The following is an 18,194-nucleotide window of genomic DNA, read 5'->3' on the forward strand; positions in this document are numbered from 1 at the left end:
CAAAATAAAAAAACCTACCAGATAATCTCTGATAGGTTTTTATTCTACAAAAGTTTAATTATTTAGTCACAGCTTCTTTTACTTCAGCTGCTTTATCTGCCGCTGCATCTTTCATTTCTGTGGCTTTATTTACTGCAGCATCTTTTGCTTCAGAAGCGGCATTTTTTACCTCTTCAACTTTAGAAGATACGGCTTCTTTTGCTTCAGCTACTTTATTAGCTGCTGCATCTTTTGCTTCTTCTACTTTAGCAACGGCTGAATCTTTCGCTTCTGTCACTTTAACTACAGCTACATCTTTCGCTTCAGCTACTTTTTCTACTGCTGCATCTTTTTTGTCTGCTGCAGCTTCTTTAGCATTTGTTGCAGCTTCTTTTACAGAATTCATTGCATCACTTGCTGCATTTTTAACATCAGCTGCAGCTTCTTTTGCTGCATCTTTCACATCGTTAGCTGCTGAAGCTGCTACATCTTTAACTTGTGCAGTGGCGTTTGCTGCTGCATCTTTTGATGCGTCAACTTTTTGAGCGGTTTCTTGTTTATCGAAACAACCTGTTACCGCTAAAGATGCACCTAATACTAATGCAGCTAATACTGATTTTTTCATTGTTACTCTCCATTTTATGGTTAAGAACTAATCCAAAGCCATTTACTTTGTGCGACTTAGTCTACGCAAAAACACTTAAAAGAAAATACCTTCAAAAAAAATTTACATTTCTAAAGACATCACTTTTTGAGATTTTCTTTAATAATCGTTCATAACTAAATGATTTTAAATAAGTTAAATAAAAGTTCCACAGGAAATTTTTATTTTTTGTAAAGATTGAAAATTCATTTTTTGTATTTTTTTTAATCAAAAACTTCATTTTCTTTTGGATAATGGAAAGCTTCAATGATGCCTTTTTCTCCATTCCAGTCAATTTGAACGATCGTTGAGGGATAAAAACTGATAGGATTTCTCTTACCATAAAGCTCTGAAACAATGCTTCCTACTAAAGGTAAATGAGAAACGAGCAAAACACTTTCAATGCCTTGTTCCTGCAAAACAGATAAATAATCTGCTACCAGTGTCGCATTCCCATAAGGTGTAATCCCACTCCAAGTTTCAACATCACTAAGAATATTGTCTAACGCTGAATTGACAAGTTCAAACGTTTCTTGAGCACGAACATAAGGACTGACAATCACTTTCTGAACTGAAAGTGCGGTTGAATTTAGATGTGTTTTAAGCCATTGACCTTGTGATATTGATTGTTTGCGTCCATAGTCAGTTAAACGCCGAGTCTCATCTGATGAAGCCACTACTTCAGCCTCCCCATGTCGCATAATAAAAATTTTCATCTCTTTGCTTTCCTAAAAATAATAAAAGATAAATTTTATGATCAAAAATGGGGCCCCCCCCCCCATTCAATTAATTCGCTTTCACTGCTTCTGCAATTTCTTCTGCGCATTGTTTTGCAAGTGCACCGTCTTCACATTCCACCATTACGCGAATAAGTGGCTCAGTACCAGACTTACGCAGTAAAATTCGACCTTTACCTTCTAAGCGTTTTTCCACATCAGCGGCTACCGCTTTTACTGCTTCACTTTCTAATGGATTTGCACCGCCCGCAAAACGAACATTAATCAACACTTGAGGGAACAATTTCACTGCACTTGCAAGCTCGTTTAATGATAAACGATGTTGAACCATTGCACTTAATACCGCTAACGATGCAATAATACCATCACCTGTTGTGTTTTTATCAGCAATAATGATATGGCCTGAGTTTTCTCCACCTAATGTCCAGCCATGCTCTACCATTTTTTCTAATACATAACGGTCACCAACATTAGCACGAACGAAAGGCACACCTAACATTTTTAAGGCAATTTCTAGGCTCATATTACTCATTAATGTGCCGACTACGCCACCTTTTAATTGACCTGAACGTAAAGCTTCACGAGCGATAATGAAAAGAATTTGGTCGCCATCTACCTTATTACCTAAGTGATCCACCATCATAATACGGTCGCCATCACCATCATAAGCTAAGCCAACATCCGCTTTAGTTTCAAGCACTTTTTCTTGTAATGCTTTTACATCGGTTGCACCACATTTCTCATTGATATTAATCCCATTTGGAGTAGCACCAATTTCAATTACTTCAGCACCTAATTCACGTAATACATTTGGTGCAATGTGGTAGGTCGCACCATTTGCACAATCCACTACGATTTTATAACCATCTAAACCAAGATGTGCAGGGAAAGTGCTTTTACAAAATTCGATATAACGTCCTGCGGCATCACTGATACGGCTTGCTTTACCTAAATCAGCAGACTCCACACAATCCATTGGCTGATCAAGCATGGCTTCAATCGCTTCTTCAATATCATCTGGTAATTTTGTGCCTTGTGAAGAGAAGAATTTAATCCCGTTATCATAATAAGGATTATGTGATGCCGAAATGACAATACCCGCTTCTAGACGGAAAGTGCGGGTTAAATACGCCACGGCAGGTGTTGGCATTGGACCAGTAAATGCAGCGGTTAATCCTGCTGCAGCTAAACCTGCTTCAAGTGCAGATTCCAACATATAACCTGAAATACGAGTATCTTTCCCGATTAATACCGTGCGAGAACCTTGAGAGGCTAAAACCTTACCTGCAGCCCAACCTAATTTCAATGCGAAATCTGGCGTGATTGGATATGTACCCACTTTTCCACGTACACCATCAGTACCGAAATATTTACGATTTGCCATGTTTATTCCTTATTAAATTTGAATAATGATGTTGCAGAAATCATTTATTCTACAACATATAAAATCTGTTAGTTTTTTACGCTTGTTGCGTTGCCTGCCATACCTTCAAGGCATCTGCTGTTGCTGCTACATCATGTACACGCAAAATTGTCGATCCATTTTGTGCCGCAATTAATGCGCCAGCTACACTTCCTACAACACGTTCAGTCACGGGCTTATCTAATACAGCACCAATCATCGATTTGCGTGAAAGCCCTGCTAAAACAGGATATCCGCTTTCACAGAAGTGAGCCAACTGTTGTAAAAGCTTGTAGTTATGCTGTACTGTTTTACCAAAACCAAACCCCATATCCCAAATAATATTTTCTTTGGCTATGCCTGCTGCTAAACAAGCTTGAGTTCTATCAGTTAAAAACTGATAAACATCTTGAACCACATCATCGTAATGCGGATTAGTTTGCATTGTACGAGGTTGTCCTTGCATATGCATAATACAAGTGGGTAAATTCAACTGTCCTGCTATTTCGAGTGCACCAGGTTCACGTAGAGCACGAATATCATTGATTAAATCCATGCCGACCTTCGCCGCTTCTTGCATCACAATTGCTTTAGAGGTATCCACTGAAATCCAACACTCAAAACGTTTTTGCACGGCTTCAACCAAAGGTATCACTCGTTGCAATTCTTCAGTTTCAGACACTTCTTCCGCCATTGGACGAGTTGATTCACCGCCAATATCAATAATTGTTGCACCTTCGTTCAGCATTTTTTCAACTTGAAATAATGCTTTGTCTAGACTGAAAAACTGCCCGCTATCAGAAAACGAATCAGGTGTGAAATTCAAAATCCCCATAATTTGAGGGAATGATAAATCTAGACATTTGTTATTAGCATAAAGTTTCATAAAGTGCGGTCAATTTTTAAATCAAATTTGAAGGGTTAGATTATAACGGAATATAGTCATGAAAAGAATGAAATAATAAATAAAAAAGCCTTCCCAATTAGGAAGGCTTTAATTTTATGCTTCAGGATCTTCTGAATGATTAACCGCACTTTCAGTTTTCTCTTCCTTCGGTTTTGCTGTTGGTTTCGTGTCTTTGTTATCTTCCCAACCAGATGGTGGTGTAACAGGTTCACGATTCATCAATTGCTTGATTTGTTCTTCTTCAATGGTTTCATATTTCACTAACGCATCTTTCATGGCGTGAAGAATATCCATATTGTCGATCAAAATCTGTCTTGCTCTCGCATAGTTACGATTTACAATAGCACGAACTTCTTCATCAATTGCATGTGCTGTTTCGTCAGACATATGTTTTGCTTTCGCCATTGAGCGACCTAAGAACACTTCGCCTTCATCTTCAGTGTAAAGAATCGGACCGAGTTTATCTGAGAAGCCCCATTGAGTCACCATATTACGTGCAATATTCGTTGCCACTTTAATATCGTTAGATGCACCGGTAGAAATATTTTCTTCACCATAAATCAAATCTTCTGCTAAGCGTCCCGCATAAAGTGTTGAAAGTTTACTTTCTAATTGTTTTTGGCTGATACTAATTTGATCGCCTTCAGGTAAGAAGAAAGTTACACCTAATGCACGGCCACGAGGAATAATCGTCACTTTATGTACCGGATCATGTTCAGGCACTAAGTAACCCACAATCGCGTGACCCGCTTCATGGTACGCTGTAGATTCTTTTTGTTTATCCGTCATGATCATGGTGCGACGTTCAGGTCCCATATTGATCTTATCTTTGGCTTTTTCAAACTCAAGCATCGATACAGTACGTTTATTGCTACGCGCAGCAAATAATGCCGCTTCATTAACCAAGTTCGCTAAATCCGCACCTGAATAACCTGGTGTACCACGAGCAAGTGTCATCGCATCAACATCATCAGCAACTGGCACTTTACGCATGTGTACTTTTAAAATTTGCTCACGGCCTTTCACATCTGGTAAGCCCACAACAACTTGACGGTCAAAACGGCCTGGACGAGTTAGTGCAGGGTCAAGTACATCTGGACGGTTCGTTGCGGCAATAACGATTACGCCTTCGTTACCACCGAAACCATCCATTTCAACTAACATCTGGTTAAGGGTTTGTTCACGCTCATCGTGTCCACCACCTAAGCCGGCACCACGTTGACGACCTACCGCATCAATTTCATCAATAAAGATTAAGCATGGTGCATTTTTCTTCGCTTGCTCGAACATATCACGTACACGAGAAGCACCAACACCCACAAACATCTCTACAAAGTCAGAACCTGAAATGGTAAAGAAAGGTACTTTTGCTTCCCCCGCAATAGCCTTAGCTAATAAAGTTTTACCTGTACCTGGAGGGCCAACCATCAAGATACCTTTTGGAATTTTACCGCCAAGGTTTTGGAATTTTTTCGGTTCACGCAAGAAATCAACCACTTCACCGACTTCTTCTTTTGCTTCATCGCAACCTGCAACGTCCGCAAAAGTGACTTTGATTTGGTCTTGGTTCAGCATTTTAGCGCGACTTTTACCAAAGCTCATGGCTTTGCCACCACCACCTTGCATTTGGCGCATGAAGAAAATCCATACCCCAACAAGGAATAGCATCGGGAACCACGAAATCAAAATTTGTGATAGTAAACTACGTTTTTCAAAAGGCGTACCTTCGATTTTGACTTTTTTATTTAATAAGTCATCTAAGAGTTTTTTATCTTCCAACGGTGGCATAACGGTCATATATTTAGAACCGTCATTTTTGGTCACAGTGATTTCATTCGCATCAAAACGCGCTTCTTTCACTTGACTATTACTCACATCATACACAAAAGTTGTGTAATCTGTTGAGTCACTCACGCCATTGGAGTTAAAACTTTGGTAAGCTGTCATCATGACAACTGCAACCACAACCCATAGAACTAGATTTTTGACCATATCGTTCAAGGTTTAACCTGCCTTTCTTAAGTTAATTAAAATAAAACGAAATACTATCTCATCCGTGACACAATGAAAAGCTATCAAAGCAATTATTCGCCTTTATAACCACTCGCGACAATATAAACTTCGCGAGAACGTCCACGAGAGGCTTCTGGCTTACGTACTTTTACCACACTAAACAGCGAACGAATTTCACGTAAATATTCATCGAAGCCTTCTCCCTGGAATACTTTGACCACAAAACTGCCTTTTTTCGCCAAAACTTGCTTACACATATCTAAAGCCAGTTCTACTAAATACATTGCTCGCGGAATATCAACCGATGGCATACCGCTAAAATTCGGTGCCATATCGGACATCACTACATCAACTTTAGCTTCCCCAACCCGTTCTAATAATGCATTCAACACGTTTTCATCACGGAAATCGCCTTGTAAAAAATCAACGCCGACAATTGGATTCATGTCCAAAATATCACACGCAATGACTCTTCCCTTTCCACCGATTTGGCTCACGACATATTGTGACCAACCACCTGGAGCAGCTCCGAGATCCACTACGGTCATTCCTGGCTTGAACAATTTATCTGTTTGTTGAATCTCATCTAGTTTAAAGTAAGCACGAGAGCGTAATTTTTGCTTGTGTGCTTTCTGAACAAACGGATCTTTAAAATGTTCGTTTAGCCAACGAGAAGAACTCGCTGAACGTTTTTTCTTTCCCATAAACTCTATCTTTTGTACTATTTTTTGTAGTAGTTTCATCTATATTTGGGTACAATCTGCCTAATTCAAGGCTAGACTTACCAAAAAGTGCTGAAAAACCACATTTTTCCTGACCGTTTTTTTCGGTCTCTTCATGACAAATATTCATTTTATTAAAGGATCCCTTATGACAATTTTATCAACAAAACAAAAACAATTTTTAAAAGGACTCGCTCATCACCTTAGTCCTGTCGTCATGCTTGGCGGTAACGGCTTAACCGAAGGGGTATTGGCCGAAATCGATAATGCATTAAATCATCACGAACTCATCAAAGTGAAAATTGCTGGCGCAGATCGTGAAACCAAACAACTTATCATCGATGCGATCGTGCGTGAAACACAATCATCTAACGTTCAAACTATCGGACATATTTTGGTTCTTTATAGACCAAGCGAAGAAGGCAAAATACAGCTGCCTCGTAAATAATTGTTATCCCCTCAATTTGAGGGGATGTTTTTTTAGATGTAATTAACTTCAATAATCTCGAACTCAACCGTTCCACCTGGTGTGGTGATATTCACGGTATCATCCAACTCTTTGCCTATCAAACCACGGGCAATCGGTGAATTCACAGAAATCAAACCTGATTTAATATCTGCCTCATCATCACCTACGATTTGATAAGTCACTTCTTCATCGGTATCGGTATTCACTAATACAACTGTGGCACCAAAAATAACTTTACCGTTATTAGGTAATTTAGTGACATCGATAACCTGACAATTTGCAAGTTTGCCTTCAATCTCTTGAATACGTCCCTCGCAAAAACCTTGTTGCTCACGCGCGGCGTGATATTCTGCATTTTCTTTTAAGTCGCCGTGCTCACGTGCTTCAGCTATCGCCTTGATAATTTCTGGGCGACGCTCATTTTTTAAGAAATCTAATTCTTCTCGTAATAACTCCGCACCGCGCACGGTCATTGGAATTTGTTTCATTCTTTTTCCTTGAAATTTGGTAAAAACAAAACCACGACAACGTCTTGCAACCTTGCCGTAGCCAATGAAAAATAAAAAATGATTTACTCAATTGAGTTCGGGGCTTATTATTATCCGTCTTAAGAAAAATAGCAACTAGAACAGTACAAAAATGAGTAAAAAATCTTCCATTTCGACCGCACTTAAAGCGGCATTTATCACTCTCGGATTTTCTTTTTCTTCTATGGCTGAAGTTAATGTTACTTCAATCACCCAATATTTACCGGAAGGTGCATCGGCTGGCATCATTGCCAAAAACCTCAATAAAGATCAAATTATTGCCGATTACAATGGATCAACCTTTATGTTGCCAGCCAGTACGCAAAAGATCTTTACCGCTGTGGCAGCTAAATTAGTATTAGGTGATGCTTTCCAGTTTGAGACTTCACTTTTAAGTAACGGAAAAACTCAGAATAATACCTTAGAAGGTGATCTTGTTGTGCAATTTACTGGGGACCCCGATCTCACCAGTGGCCAACTTTATACCCTACTCGCTAATTTAAAAAATCAAGGTATTCAGAAGATTAACGGCGATCTCGTGTTAGATACCTCTGTCTTTGCGAGCCACGACCGTGGGTTGGGTTGGATTTGGAACGATCTCACCATGTGCTTTAACTCTCCTCCTGCTGCGGCAAACATCGATAATAACTGTTTCTATGCAGAACTGGATGCGAATCAACCTGTAGGTGAAACCGTCAAAATTAACGTTCCCGCTCAATTTCCTATTCAAGTTTTCGGACAAGTTTATATTGTGGATCAGCAAGAGGCCGGTTATTGCCAGTTAGACGTTGTTGTTCACGACAATAATCGCTATCAAGTTAAAGGCTGTATTGCGCGTCAAGCAAAACCTTTCGGGCTCAGTTTTGCTGTACAAGATCCAGATGCCTATGCAGCTGCTATTATTCAACGCCAACTAAAACGTCTTGGCATCGAATTTACAGGTAAAGTGAAACAGCCTCAAAAACCACAGCAAGGGCAAAAACTTGCACAACATTTATCTAAACCACTGCCTGAATTATTGAAAAAAATGATGAAAAAATCAGATAACCAGATTGCAGATGCTTTATTTAGAGCGGTAGCCTACAATTACTATAAACGCCCAGCTTCATTCCAATTAGGTACATTGGCGGTTAAATCAGTATTACAAAAACAAGGCATTAAATTTGGCAACAGCATTTTAGCCGATGGTTCTGGCCTTTCTCGTCACAATTTGGTTGCACCGAAAACCATGCTTTCTGTTTTGGAGTACATCGCTAAAAATGAAGATACACTGCATTTAATGGAAACTTTCCCGATTGCAGGTGTGGATGGAACCATCAGCGGACGCGGCGGGTTAATTAATCCACCATTGGTTAAAAATGTCATTGCGAAAACAGGCTCATTAAAAGGTGTTTATAACCTTGCTGGTTTTATGACCAATGCAAGAGGTGAAAAAGTGGCTTTCGTTCAATTTATCAATGGTTACTCCACTGGTGATTTAGAAAGTAAGACAAAACGAGCACCACTTGTGCAATTTGAAAGTACACTTTATAACGATTTTTATAAAGACTAAAACGCATAAAAAAATGACCGCACTTTGAATACATCAAGTGCGGTCATTTTTCTTTATATTTAACCAAAAAGAAAAAGCACTAAACGCTTCATTGAATTTAGTGCTTTTTTACGACCTTAAATGCGATTAACCTTCATTATGAATTTCAAGGTTGCTTGCATCTTTTTCACGTTTTTTCTTTGCCGAATCACTACGTTGAGAAGCGATGCTATCAAGGTATTCTGGTGTGATATCGCCCGTAATATATTCACCAGTAAAGACTGAACAATCAAAGCCTTGAATAGCTGGATTTTCTTGGCGTACTGATTCAGTCAACGCCTCAAGATCTTGGAAAACTAATTTATCTACGCCAATCAATTTCGCAATTTCATCAACATTGCGGCCATAGGCAATAAGTTCTTGTTTTGTAGGCATATCAATACCGTATACATTCGGATAACGAATTTCTGGTGCCGCAGATGCAAAGTAAATTTTCTTCGCACCTGCTGCTCTAGCCATACTCACAATTTGTTCAGATGTGGTACCACGAACAATAGAATCGTCGACTAATAACACATTTTTGTCTTTAAATTCTGCTTTAATCGTATTGAGCTTGCGACGGACTGAACTGATACGTTGTGCTTGACCAGGCATGATAAATGTACGGCCAACATAGCGATTTTTCACAAAACCTTGACGATAAGGTTTGCCTAAAATTTTCGCAATCTGTAAAGCAATGTCAGTTGAAGTTTCTGGTACTGGAATCACAACATCAATGTTGTCTGCTTCCTCAACCCATTCTTTAGCAATTTTTTTACCTAAATGTTCGCCCATGTGAACTCGTGCGGCATAGACAGACACACCATCTATTGTTGAATCAGGACGAGCAAAGTACACGTATTCAAAAATACACGGATTTAAGACCGCACTTTCTGCGCACTGCTCAGCATAAAGCTGGCCATCAAAGGTCACATAAATCGCTTCGCCCGGTGCAACATCACGTACTAATTCAAAACCTGCGACATCTAACGCCACACTTTCAGAGGCAAACATATATTCCACAGAACCATTTTCTTCTCGTTTACCTAACACGAGTGGACGAATACCAAACGGATCGCGAAATGCTACCATGCCATGTCCAATAATCATGGCTAAGCATGCATAAGCACCACGGATATCTTTATGTGTTGCACGAATTGCATCAAAAATGTCTTGTGGATCGAGATGGTATTTATTCACTCTATCCAAATGGTTGGCAAGGATATTGAGAAGTAGTTCTGAATCCGAATTGGTATTTACATGACGACGCGCTTCTTTAAATAATTTATCTTTTAATTCGGCTGAGTTGGTTAAGTTGCCATTGTGAACAAGGCTTAAACCATAAGGTGAGTTAACATAGAAAGGCTGCGCTTCAGATACACTTGAACTGCCTGCAGTCGGATAACGTACATGTCCGAGGCCAGCATTGCCTTGTAAACGTAACATATGTTCTTGTCTGAAGACATCGCTTACAAGACCATTAGCCTTACGCAAACGAAAGCGGTTTTCATCATCGACCGTGACAATCCCTGCCGCATCTTGACCTCGATGCTGTAATAACGTTAATGCTGCATAAATGGATTCATTAACCGGATTTTGGCTAACGATACCGACAATTCCACACATACTGATTGACTACCTTATTGTTTAAAAGTTGAGTTTAAAAAACTAGAACTTGCTTGTAGTTGTTGGAAGAACCATTCAATAATGAAGCCGAAATGAGGAATTAATTTTGATTCTTTCCACCAATCGGTTTGTTCAAAGTTAGTGAAGGTATCCAAGAAGAATAAGATCGCAGCAACGATTAACGCCCCACGAATTAAGCCAAATGCCGCACCGAGAACACGATCTGTTCCGGTAAGTCCTGTTTTATCCACTAATTGGCTAATCACATAATTAACAATGCCACCTACGATTAAGGTTAAAACAAATAAAATGCCGATTGCGGTGCCGTTACGCACGTAGTCAGATTCGATTTGAGTGAGATAAGTGGCGAGATAAGGATAAAATTGGCTAGCAACAATAAATGCAACGACCCAGCTTGCAAGGGACATCACCTCTCGCACAAATCCACGTAATAAACTCACGATAATCGAAAATGCGATGATGCCAATGATAATATAATCAATCATTAAATAGTCTCTCAATTAAAAAGGGTCGCCATTGCGACCGCAGTATTTTACATAAAAAAAACACAAAAGGAAAACGTTTGCGTCAATTAAATTTGAAGCAATTGGCTAGATTTCTTGCCAAAATGCTTTATCCAATTTCTGCTGTGCCTTTCGTAATACTTCTGCCAAGTGCTGATATGTCGGTTTATCTTGCACGGTTGGCAAACTTTCATGTTGTTTTCTCAAACGTTCACTAATCTCATAAAACCACTGAGAACTTTGCGGTTCTAAGGGTGATTTTGCTCGTTTCCCCAACCAATATAAGCCTTGCAATGGCGTCACTAACGCACAAAGTGCGGTCAAAATAGCAATCGCTAATGCAGTAAGATCCGTCTTGGCATAAAGCTGTTGCCAAACCACCGAAAATACCGCCATAAAAGGCATGAACTTTTGTGCAAATTTCGTGGCTTTAATAATGCGATTTTCGGGAAAAATAATGCCGAGCTTTGCTTCTAATGGCCACGTTTGCAAATATATTTGCCCACATTTTAAGGTTGAAAAAAATGATGACATAAAAACATCCTAGAAAATAACCGCACTTATAATACTCTAGTTTAGGTTTAATTGTCATCCTTAACTAGAAACTGTTGAAATTTTCAACTTTTCTAATAAAAGATCGTATTTTTCCCCTCCAGTTAATTTATTTTATACGCTAAAAGGTGTATTCTATGCAAGATTTGTAGTCTGTTCTTTTGAATGGATTTTTATTAACCTCAATCAAAAATAGGGTTCCTATGTCAAAACTTGTTCTCATCCTTAACTGTGGTAGTTCTTCATTAAAATTTGCAATCCTTGATCCTGCAACAGGTGAAGAAAAATTATCAGGCTTAGCAGAAGCATTTTATCTTCCTGAAGCTCGTATCAAATGGAAACTTAACGGTGAAAAAGGTAGCGCAGATTTAGGTGCTGGTGCAGCGCACACTGAAGCGCTTAACTTCATCGCGTCAAATATTATGACTGATGAGCTTAAAAACTCTATCACCTCGATTGGTCACCGTATCGTTCACGGTGGTGAGAAATACACCCAATCTGTTGTTGTAACAGATGAAGTGGTTAAAGGTATTGAAGATGCAGCACAATTTGCTCCACTTCACAACCCAGCTCACTTAATCGGTATCCGTGAAGCATTCAAAACATTCCCACACTTAAAAGATAAGAACGTTGTCGTATTTGATACAGCATTCCACCAAACCATGCCTGAAGAAGCATACTTATATGCACTTCCATACTCACTTTACAAAGAACACGGCGTACGTCGCTACGGTGCACACGGTACCAGCCACTACTTCGTTTCTCGTGAAGTAGCTGAATACGTAGGTAAACCGGCAGACCAAGTAAACGCAATTATCTGTCACTTAGGTAACGGAGGTTCTGTTTCTGTGGTTCGTCATGGTAAATGTATCGACACTTCTATGGGCTTAACCCCGTTAGAAGGTTTAGTGATGGGTACACGTTGTGGCGATATCGACCCTGCAATCGTTTTCTACCTATATAAAGAATTAGGTATGTCAATGGATCAAATCGAAGAGACTTTAGTGAAAAAATCAGGTCTTTTAGGTTTAACTGAAGTAACAAGTGACTGCCGTTATGCAGAAGATAACTACGACGATGCATCTAAACCAGAAGCAAAACGTGCATTAGATGTTTACAGCTACCGTTTAGCGAAATACATCGGTGCATACATGGCCGTTTTAGGTGATGATCACTTAGATGCCATCGCATTTACGGGTGGTATTGGTGAAAACTCTGCTCACGTTCGTGAATTAGCCTTAGGCCACTTAAAATTATTCGGCATCAAATTAGACAAAGAACGCAACCTTGCTGCTCGCTTTGGTAAATCTGGCGTGATCACTGCTGATGACTCTGCATTCAAAGCGATCGTTCTTCCAACTAACGAAGAATTAGTAATTGCACAAGATACAGCACGTTTAGCGGGCTAATCAACTTCCTTCAAACCTGCTGAGAAATCAGCAGGTTTTTTCATTCATTAAAAGGTATATCAAAATGACTAAAGCAGTTATTCTTATTCCAACTAGTGCAGAAGCAAATTTAGCAGCAGCACTAGACGCAGCTAAAACAACAGGCGCGGTCGTATTCAATGCAGTAGAAGATGTAAAAGCCGCTCAAGCATTAATCGCAAATAATCAAAAAGACGTATTGTTAGAAAAAATCGTGGCTGATTTCCAAGCATTAAATGCAAATCTAGTGGTTGTTAAAGGTGTTCAACCTTTAGCTCAAGCACCTTTTGCAAATAGCTTAAACTTTGCGATTGCGCAAACCTTAGATGCACAAATCATCTTAGTGGCAAACAATGAAGAAGGCACATTAGTAGAAGCTGTTGCTTCAGAATTTGGCGGTGTGAACAACGCTGACATCTTAGGTGTATTTGGTGCGCAAGCCAGCAAAATTAAAGCCTTAGATGCACAAACATTAGCTGCGGCAATTTCTGCACCACTTGCTCGTGAAGCACGTATTTCTCCAGCAGCATTCCGTTTCAAATTAACTGACTTAGCACGTAAAGCGGGTAAAACTATCGTATTACCAGAAGGTGATGAACCTCGTACCGTTAAAGCAGCAGCTATCTGTGCTGAACGTGGTATTGCAAAATCGGTGTTATTAGCGGATCCAGAATCCGTGAAAAAAATTGCGGCAGAACAAGGCGTGACTTTAGGTGCTGACGTAACAATCATCAATCCAGCTGACGTACGTGAAAACTATGTTGCTCGTTTAGTTGAATTACGCAAATCTAAAGGTTTAACTGAAGAACAAGCACGTGCACAATTAGAAGATACCGTTGTATTAGGTACGATGATGTTAGAAGCGGGCGAAGTAGATGGTTTAGTCTCTGGTGCCGTTCACACCACTGCAAATACCATTCGTCCACCGATGCAAATCATTAAAACCGCACCAGGTAGCTCAATTATCTCGTCTGTATTCTTCATGTTATTACCAGACCAAGTATTAGTGTATGGTGACTGTGCAGTAAACCCAGAACCAACCGCTGAACAACTGGCTGAAATCGCAATCCAATCCGCTGAATCTGCCAAAGCGTTTGGTTTAAATCCAAAAGTTGCAATGCTTTCTTACTCTACCGGTACTTCTGGTTCAGGTCAATCTGTAGAGAAAGTGAAAGAAGCAACGCGTATTGCACAAGAAAAACGTCCTGATTTATTAATCGACGGTCCATTACAATACGATGCTGCGGTTATGAAAGATGTGGCGGCGTCTAAAGCACCAAACTCTAAAGTAGCAGGCCAAGCAAACGTATTTGTATTCCCTGATATCAACGCAGGTAATATCGGCTATAAAGCAGTTCAACGTTCTGCTGATTTAGTCGCTGTAGGCCCAATGCTTCAAGGTATGCGTAAACCGGTTAATGACTTATCTCGTGGTGCATTAGTGGATGATATCATCTACACCATCGCATTAACTGCAATCCAAGCAACTCAAGCTTAATTAAAGCCATCGTTGTAAAACACTAAAGAAAATAACCGCACTTTTGATGATTCAAAGTGCGGTTATTTTTAGGCTTGTTTTAAATGACTACTCTACGGATTTTAAGTATTCAACCAGCTTCAAGCCAATCTCTCTTCGCCACCCTAAAAGTAAATCGGGCTGTTTTGCCATATCTTCATTTTTTAACCAGACCCATTTAATGAGATCTTCTAAATTTCGTTTACTCGCCAGAATATCGAGGGTTAATCCTTTTGGGGTCAGTTCATAGGCTTTTTCTTGTAACAATCGAATTGCCTTTTTATAACGAGGATCATCCACAATACGCACTAAGCGTTTAGGGTAATCATAAGGGGAAATTCGGCGGCTTTGTGCTAACAATTGAAGCATCTTTTTGCCGCGTACACGCACTTCATTTTCAGATAATCCAAGCGCTAGCATTTCTGACGTATTGCGAGGATTATTTTTTGCTACTTTCCAAAGGTTGTCAGATTTCACCACATAAGAAAGGGCTAAATTTCGCGCAATTGCAGTTTCTTGTCGCCATTTGGCCAATAGCTGTAAACGCGCTAATTCGAGCGGATTCAATTTCCAAACATTCGGAATATCCAAATAAGCTTTATTTGGATCGCGATCATCTAATTTACTGGTTTTCGAGATCGCAAGCTGGCAATCATCAATTACGGCTTGAAGCCAAGGTGATTGCGCTAATTCTATTTGCATTTTTTGATAGACTGGCAATAAGTACCACACATCCCCTGCAGCATATTGTAGCTGTACAGGTGAAAGTGGACGTTTTAACCAGTTTGTACGGGTCGCCCCTTTATCCATTTCAATGCCTAAATAATGTAACACCAATTTGGCTAGACCCGCTGAATTAGCAAAACCGAGAAAACGTGCCATAATTTGCGTATCCATCATAGGTTGTGGAAGTGCATCAAACTCTTGTAAGAAAACCAATAAATCTTCATTACAAGCATGCAAAATTTTTGTCACCAGCTGATCGCGTAATAATTCTACAAAAGGTGAAAAATCAGTGATGGATAAAGGATCGATCAATGAAACACGTTCACCATCATAAAGTTGAATTAATCCTAATTTAGGATAATAGGTCGATACCCGCATAAATTCGGTATCTAAAGCGACCGCACTTTGCTGACGTGCTAACTGACAAACCTGAGCCAGTTCTTCATTATTTTGAATTAATGTAAAGTGCGGTTGATTTTGGCATTCTTTTATCATTGTAATAGGATGTATTTTCAAATAGAGGTACAGACTAAACAGGGATATGAACACATATCCCTGATTTAATTAATGTTGCGCGCGTTTTGCTATTTCTTCATCACGCAGTATGCGTCTTAAAATTTTGCCTACATTACTTTTCGGCAATTCATCGCGAAACTCAATATCTTTCGGGACTTTATAACCTGTGAGATGTTGTCTGCAATGCTGACGTAATTCATCACGCGTGAGGCTATCATCTTTCTTCACAACGAAGATTTTAATAGTTTCTCCCGACACCTCATGTGGTACACCGATAGCGACGACTTCAGCGACTTTGTAATTTAGCATCACCACATCTTCGATTTCATTTGGATAAACGTTAAACCCTGAAACCAAGATCATGTCTTTTTTGCGGTCAACAATACGGAGGCTATAGCTCTCGTCCATAATGACGATGTCACCCGTTGCCATCCAGCCATCTTTAAGTACTTCAGCTGTCGCTTCAGGACGTTGCCAATACCCACGCATGACTTGTTCACCTTTAACCCAAAGCTCTCCGGCTTCACCAAGTTGTGCTTCTGAGCCATCGTCTTTGATAATCTTAATATCAGTATTTGGCACTGGTACACCGATTGTACCATTGTGTTTCACCACATTAATCGGACAAGCGGCAATTAGCGGTGAGCATTCTGTCATGCCGTAACCTTCAATAATGTTACAGCCGGTTAAATCATGCCAACGTGTTGCGACTGATTGTTGGATCGCCATACCGCCGCCAACAGAAAGTTTTAATCGTGAAAAATCCACTTCTTTGAAATTTTCATTATTAAGCAGCGCATTAAACAAGGTATTTACCCCTGTAATCGCTTCAAAGCGGTATTTTTTGAGCTCTTTAACAAAGCCATCAATATCACGTGGATTCGTAATTAAAAGCGCAGTCACGCCAAGCTCTAAGAAAAGTAAACAGTTTACCGTTAAGGCGAAGACATGATAAAGCGGTAAAGCCAGTACGGCAACACGTTGCTTAGCATGATCGCCAATAAATGGCTCTGCAATCCACTTCGCTTGGAAAATATTGGTAATAATATTGCCATGTGTCAGCATTGCACCTTTGGCAACACCTGTTGTACCGCCTGTATACTGTAAAAAAGCTAAATCTTCACGATCCACTTGTGGACGAACATATTGGCGATATTTACCAATGCTTAACACTTCACGGAAAGTCACTGCATTCGGTAATTTATATTTTGGCACTAACTTTTTGACGTATTTCACCACAAAATTGACCAAATTACGCTTACCAAAAGAAAGCTGATCACCCATTCTTGTTAAAATCACGTGTTTCACTTTAGTATTAAACACGATTTTTTCTAAGGTTGAAGCGAAGTTTGAAACAACAACAATCGCCGTTGCGCCGCTATCTTGTAACTGATGTTCTAATTCACGTGGGGTGTAAAGTGGATTCACGTTTACGACAACTAGGCCCGCTCGTAAGATACCGAAAAGCGCAATAGGATATTGCAATAAATTCGGCATCATGAGAGCAACACGATCACCACGTTTTAATTTCAATTCATTTTGTAAATATGCAGCAAATGCACGGCTTCGCTCTTCTAATTTGCGAAAAGTTAGCACTTGTCCCATATTGATATAAGCAGGACGGTCTGGATGCTCACGAATTGCTTTATCTAAAATATCAAGAATCGAATCATATTTTGAGGTATCCAGCGTGGTTGGTGAACCTTCTGGATAATTTTGAAACCAAACTTTTTCCATTTTTTATCCTTATTCTTTGGAAAATTTTCTTAATTTTATCATGTAGTTAATAGAGATAATAGCGAATTTCAGGCTCGCCATACCAATAATATGGTCGTCGACCAAAAAAGCCCCAATCATCCCATATATCATCTTGATAATAATAGCTTTGCGAAAGTTTCCAGACACGATAATGATTGGTTTTAATAACCGGATAAATATAATTGGCTTGATCAACCTTGCCTTGTTCTGTTTTCAGTAAGGTGCCGCCAATTGTAATAAATTGGTCTTTTAAACTTTCTGGCTCCACAAAACCATCAAGATAAGTAATAAAACGTCCATTAGGTTGTTCATCAATCATAGGTTTTGCTGAGCTTGAATAAACTGGATAGCTTAATACTTCAATCTTAGTTTTATTTGGCAAGGCTTGTGCTGTTAATACTTTTCCGCCCAAACGAATTGATTTGCACTGACAGCTATAATCACTCGGTTGAATTGAAGATAATGATTTTAGAGTAAACTGCTCTTTTTCCAATCCTTTCGGTGCATTAACACATCCCACTAATGTGGCCGAAAGTGCGGTCAAAACTAAGATCGTTTTTTTATTCATCTTCAACTCCTT

The 18,194-nt window shown here is 39.5% G+C and carries 16 protein-coding genes and 2 pseudogenes; 5 read left to right on the forward strand and 13 right to left on the reverse strand.

The window, feature by feature from the left end:
* Positions 1–58: 58 nt before the first annotated feature.
* The 6 genes from PARA_RS08655 to rlmE all read right to left on the reverse strand — a co-directional run bounded on the left by PARA_RS08655 (position 59) and on the right by rlmE (position 6,385).
* Complete coding sequence (locus PARA_RS08655; RefSeq protein WP_014065439.1) at positions 59–604, reverse strand: histone; 546 nt, start codon at positions 602–604, stop codon at positions 59–61.
* 242 nt (positions 605–846) lie between these two features.
* Entirely contained in the window at positions 847–1,338 is a 492-nt protein-coding gene (sixA, locus tag PARA_RS08660; RefSeq protein ID WP_014065440.1) for a phosphohistidine phosphatase SixA, read from the reverse strand.
* A gap of 70 nt (positions 1,339–1,408) precedes the next feature.
* Positions 1,409–2,743 (reverse strand): phosphoglucosamine mutase, encoded by a 1,335-nt coding sequence (glmM, locus tag PARA_RS08665; RefSeq protein ID WP_014065441.1) that lies wholly within the window; start codon positions 2,741–2,743, stop codon positions 1,409–1,411.
* A 76-nt stretch (positions 2,744–2,819) separates the two neighbouring features.
* Positions 2,820–3,647 carry a dihydropteroate synthase gene (gene folP, locus PARA_RS08670; RefSeq protein WP_041918270.1) on the reverse strand — a complete coding sequence of 276 codons (828 nt, stop codon included), beginning with the start codon at positions 3,645–3,647 and terminating at the stop codon, positions 2,820–2,822.
* 114 nt (positions 3,648–3,761) lie between these two features.
* Entirely contained in the window at positions 3,762–5,660 is a 1,899-nt protein-coding gene (ftsH, locus tag PARA_RS08675; protein WP_041918271.1) for an ATP-dependent zinc metalloprotease FtsH, read from the reverse strand.
* Positions 5,661–5,752: 92 nt separating this feature from the next.
* Complete coding sequence (rlmE, locus tag PARA_RS08680) at positions 5,753–6,385, reverse strand: 23S rRNA (uridine(2552)-2'-O)-methyltransferase RlmE (RefSeq protein ID WP_005697532.1); 633 nt, start codon at positions 6,383–6,385, stop codon at positions 5,753–5,755.
* Positions 6,386–6,551: 166 nt separating this feature from the next.
* Between rlmE and yhbY the strand changes: the two genes are divergently transcribed.
* Positions 6,552–6,851, forward strand: a complete 300-nt coding sequence (gene yhbY, locus PARA_RS08685; RefSeq protein WP_014065444.1) for a ribosome assembly RNA-binding protein YhbY — start codon at positions 6,552–6,554, stop codon at positions 6,849–6,851.
* Positions 6,852–6,883: 32 nt separating this feature from the next.
* On the opposite strand, the gene greA is transcribed toward yhbY, so the two are convergent.
* A complete protein-coding gene (gene greA, locus PARA_RS08690; RefSeq protein WP_014065445.1) occupies positions 6,884–7,360 on the reverse strand; it encodes a transcription elongation factor GreA in 477 nt (158 codons plus the stop codon).
* Between the two features lie 151 nt (positions 7,361–7,511).
* Between greA and dacB the strand changes: the two genes are divergently transcribed.
* The gene (gene dacB / locus PARA_RS08695; RefSeq protein ID WP_014065446.1) at positions 7,512–8,951 is read left to right on the forward strand and encodes a serine-type D-Ala-D-Ala carboxypeptidase; all 1,440 of its coding nucleotides are present in this window, start codon (positions 7,512–7,514) and stop codon (positions 8,949–8,951) included.
* Positions 8,952–9,077: 126 nt separating this feature from the next.
* Here the strand turns inward: dacB and purF are convergent, their stop codons facing one another.
* The 3 genes from purF to yfbV all read right to left on the reverse strand — a co-directional run bounded on the left by purF (position 9,078) and on the right by yfbV (position 11,653).
* Entirely contained in the window at positions 9,078–10,595 is a 1,518-nt protein-coding gene (gene purF / locus PARA_RS08700; protein WP_014065447.1) for an amidophosphoribosyltransferase, read from the reverse strand.
* A gap of 14 nt (positions 10,596–10,609) precedes the next feature.
* On the reverse strand, positions 10,610–11,101 hold the full coding sequence (locus PARA_RS08705; protein WP_005696203.1) for a CvpA family protein: 492 nt from the start codon (positions 11,099–11,101) through the stop codon (positions 10,610–10,612).
* Positions 11,102–11,206: 105 nt separating this feature from the next.
* Positions 11,207–11,653 carry a terminus macrodomain insulation protein YfbV gene (gene yfbV, locus PARA_RS08710; protein ID WP_014065448.1) on the reverse strand — a complete coding sequence of 149 codons (447 nt, stop codon included), beginning with the start codon at positions 11,651–11,653 and terminating at the stop codon, positions 11,207–11,209.
* Between the two features lie 221 nt (positions 11,654–11,874).
* Between yfbV and PARA_RS08715 the strand changes: the two genes are divergently transcribed.
* The 3 genes and pseudogenes from PARA_RS08715 to pta form a co-directional block, all read left to right on the forward strand.
* Positions 11,875–13,080, forward strand: coding sequence for an acetate kinase (locus tag PARA_RS08715; RefSeq protein ID WP_014065449.1), 1,206 nt, complete (start codon positions 11,875–11,877; stop codon positions 13,078–13,080).
* 64 nt (positions 13,081–13,144) lie between these two features.
* Positions 13,145–13,423: pseudogene (locus PARA_RS10525) on the forward strand (phosphate acetyltransferase); the annotation flags it as partial.
* A 183-nt stretch (positions 13,424–13,606) separates the two neighbouring features.
* Positions 13,607–14,596: pseudogene (gene pta, locus PARA_RS08720) on the forward strand (phosphate acetyltransferase); the annotation flags it as partial.
* A gap of 87 nt (positions 14,597–14,683) precedes the next feature.
* On the opposite strand, the gene rnd reads toward pta, so the two are convergent.
* The 3 genes from rnd to PARA_RS08735 form a co-directional block, all read right to left on the reverse strand.
* Complete coding sequence (gene rnd, locus PARA_RS08725) at positions 14,684–15,835, reverse strand: ribonuclease D (RefSeq protein WP_014065451.1); 1,152 nt, start codon at positions 15,833–15,835, stop codon at positions 14,684–14,686.
* A gap of 69 nt (positions 15,836–15,904) precedes the next feature.
* Positions 15,905–17,593, reverse strand: a complete 1,689-nt coding sequence (fadD, locus tag PARA_RS08730) for a long-chain-fatty-acid--CoA ligase FadD (protein ID WP_014065452.1) — start codon at positions 17,591–17,593, stop codon at positions 15,905–15,907.
* A 46-nt stretch (positions 17,594–17,639) separates the two neighbouring features.
* Complete coding sequence (locus tag PARA_RS08735; protein WP_014065453.1) at positions 17,640–18,182, reverse strand: Slp family lipoprotein; 543 nt, start codon at positions 18,180–18,182, stop codon at positions 17,640–17,642.
* Positions 18,183–18,194 lie beyond the last annotated feature (12 nt).

The organism is Haemophilus parainfluenzae T3T1 (genome assembly GCF_000210895.1).
GTDB lineage: Bacteria > Pseudomonadota > Gammaproteobacteria > Enterobacterales > Pasteurellaceae > Haemophilus_D > Haemophilus_D parainfluenzae_A.

Excerpts from the sequence above, each read along its gene's own strand:
- ftsH (WP_041918271.1), bottom strand. The coding sequence starts at position 5,660 with ATGGTCAAAAATCTAGTTCTATGGGTTGTGGTTGCAGTTGTCATGATG.
- purF (WP_014065447.1), bottom strand. The coding sequence starts at position 10,595 with ATGTGTGGAATTGTCGGTATCGTTAGCCAAAATCCGGTTAATGAATCC.
- PARA_RS08735 (WP_014065453.1), bottom strand. The coding sequence starts at position 18,182 with ATGAATAAAAAAACGATCTTAGTTTTGACCGCACTTTCGGCCACATTA.
- PARA_RS08715 (WP_014065449.1), top strand. The coding sequence starts at position 11,875 with ATGTCAAAACTTGTTCTCATCCTTAACTGTGGTAGTTCTTCATTAAAA.
- rnd (WP_014065451.1), bottom strand. The coding sequence starts at position 15,835 with ATGATAAAAGAATGCCAAAATCAACCGCACTTTACATTAATTCAAAAT.
- yfbV (WP_014065448.1), bottom strand. The coding sequence starts at position 11,653 with ATGTCATCATTTTTTTCAACCTTAAAATGTGGGCAAATATATTTGCAA.
- greA (WP_014065445.1), bottom strand. The coding sequence starts at position 7,360 with ATGAAACAAATTCCAATGACCGTGCGCGGTGCGGAGTTATTACGAGAA.
- yhbY (WP_014065444.1), top strand. The coding sequence starts at position 6,552 with ATGACAATTTTATCAACAAAACAAAAACAATTTTTAAAAGGACTCGCT.
- PARA_RS08705 (WP_005696203.1), bottom strand. The coding sequence starts at position 11,101 with ATGATTGATTATATTATCATTGGCATCATCGCATTTTCGATTATCGTG.
- folP (WP_041918270.1), bottom strand. The coding sequence starts at position 3,647 with ATGAAACTTTATGCTAATAACAAATGTCTAGATTTATCATTCCCTCAA.
- PARA_RS08655 (WP_014065439.1), bottom strand. The coding sequence starts at position 604 with ATGAAAAAATCAGTATTAGCTGCATTAGTATTAGGTGCATCTTTAGCG.
- rlmE (WP_005697532.1), bottom strand. The coding sequence starts at position 6,385 with ATGGGAAAGAAAAAACGTTCAGCGAGTTCTTCTCGTTGGCTAAACGAA.
- glmM (WP_014065441.1), bottom strand. The coding sequence starts at position 2,743 with ATGGCAAATCGTAAATATTTCGGTACTGATGGTGTACGTGGAAAAGTG.
- dacB (WP_014065446.1), top strand. The coding sequence starts at position 7,512 with ATGAGTAAAAAATCTTCCATTTCGACCGCACTTAAAGCGGCATTTATC.
- sixA (WP_014065440.1), bottom strand. The coding sequence starts at position 1,338 with ATGAAAATTTTTATTATGCGACATGGGGAGGCTGAAGTAGTGGCTTCA.
- fadD (WP_014065452.1), bottom strand. The coding sequence starts at position 17,593 with ATGGAAAAAGTTTGGTTTCAAAATTATCCAGAAGGTTCACCAACCACG.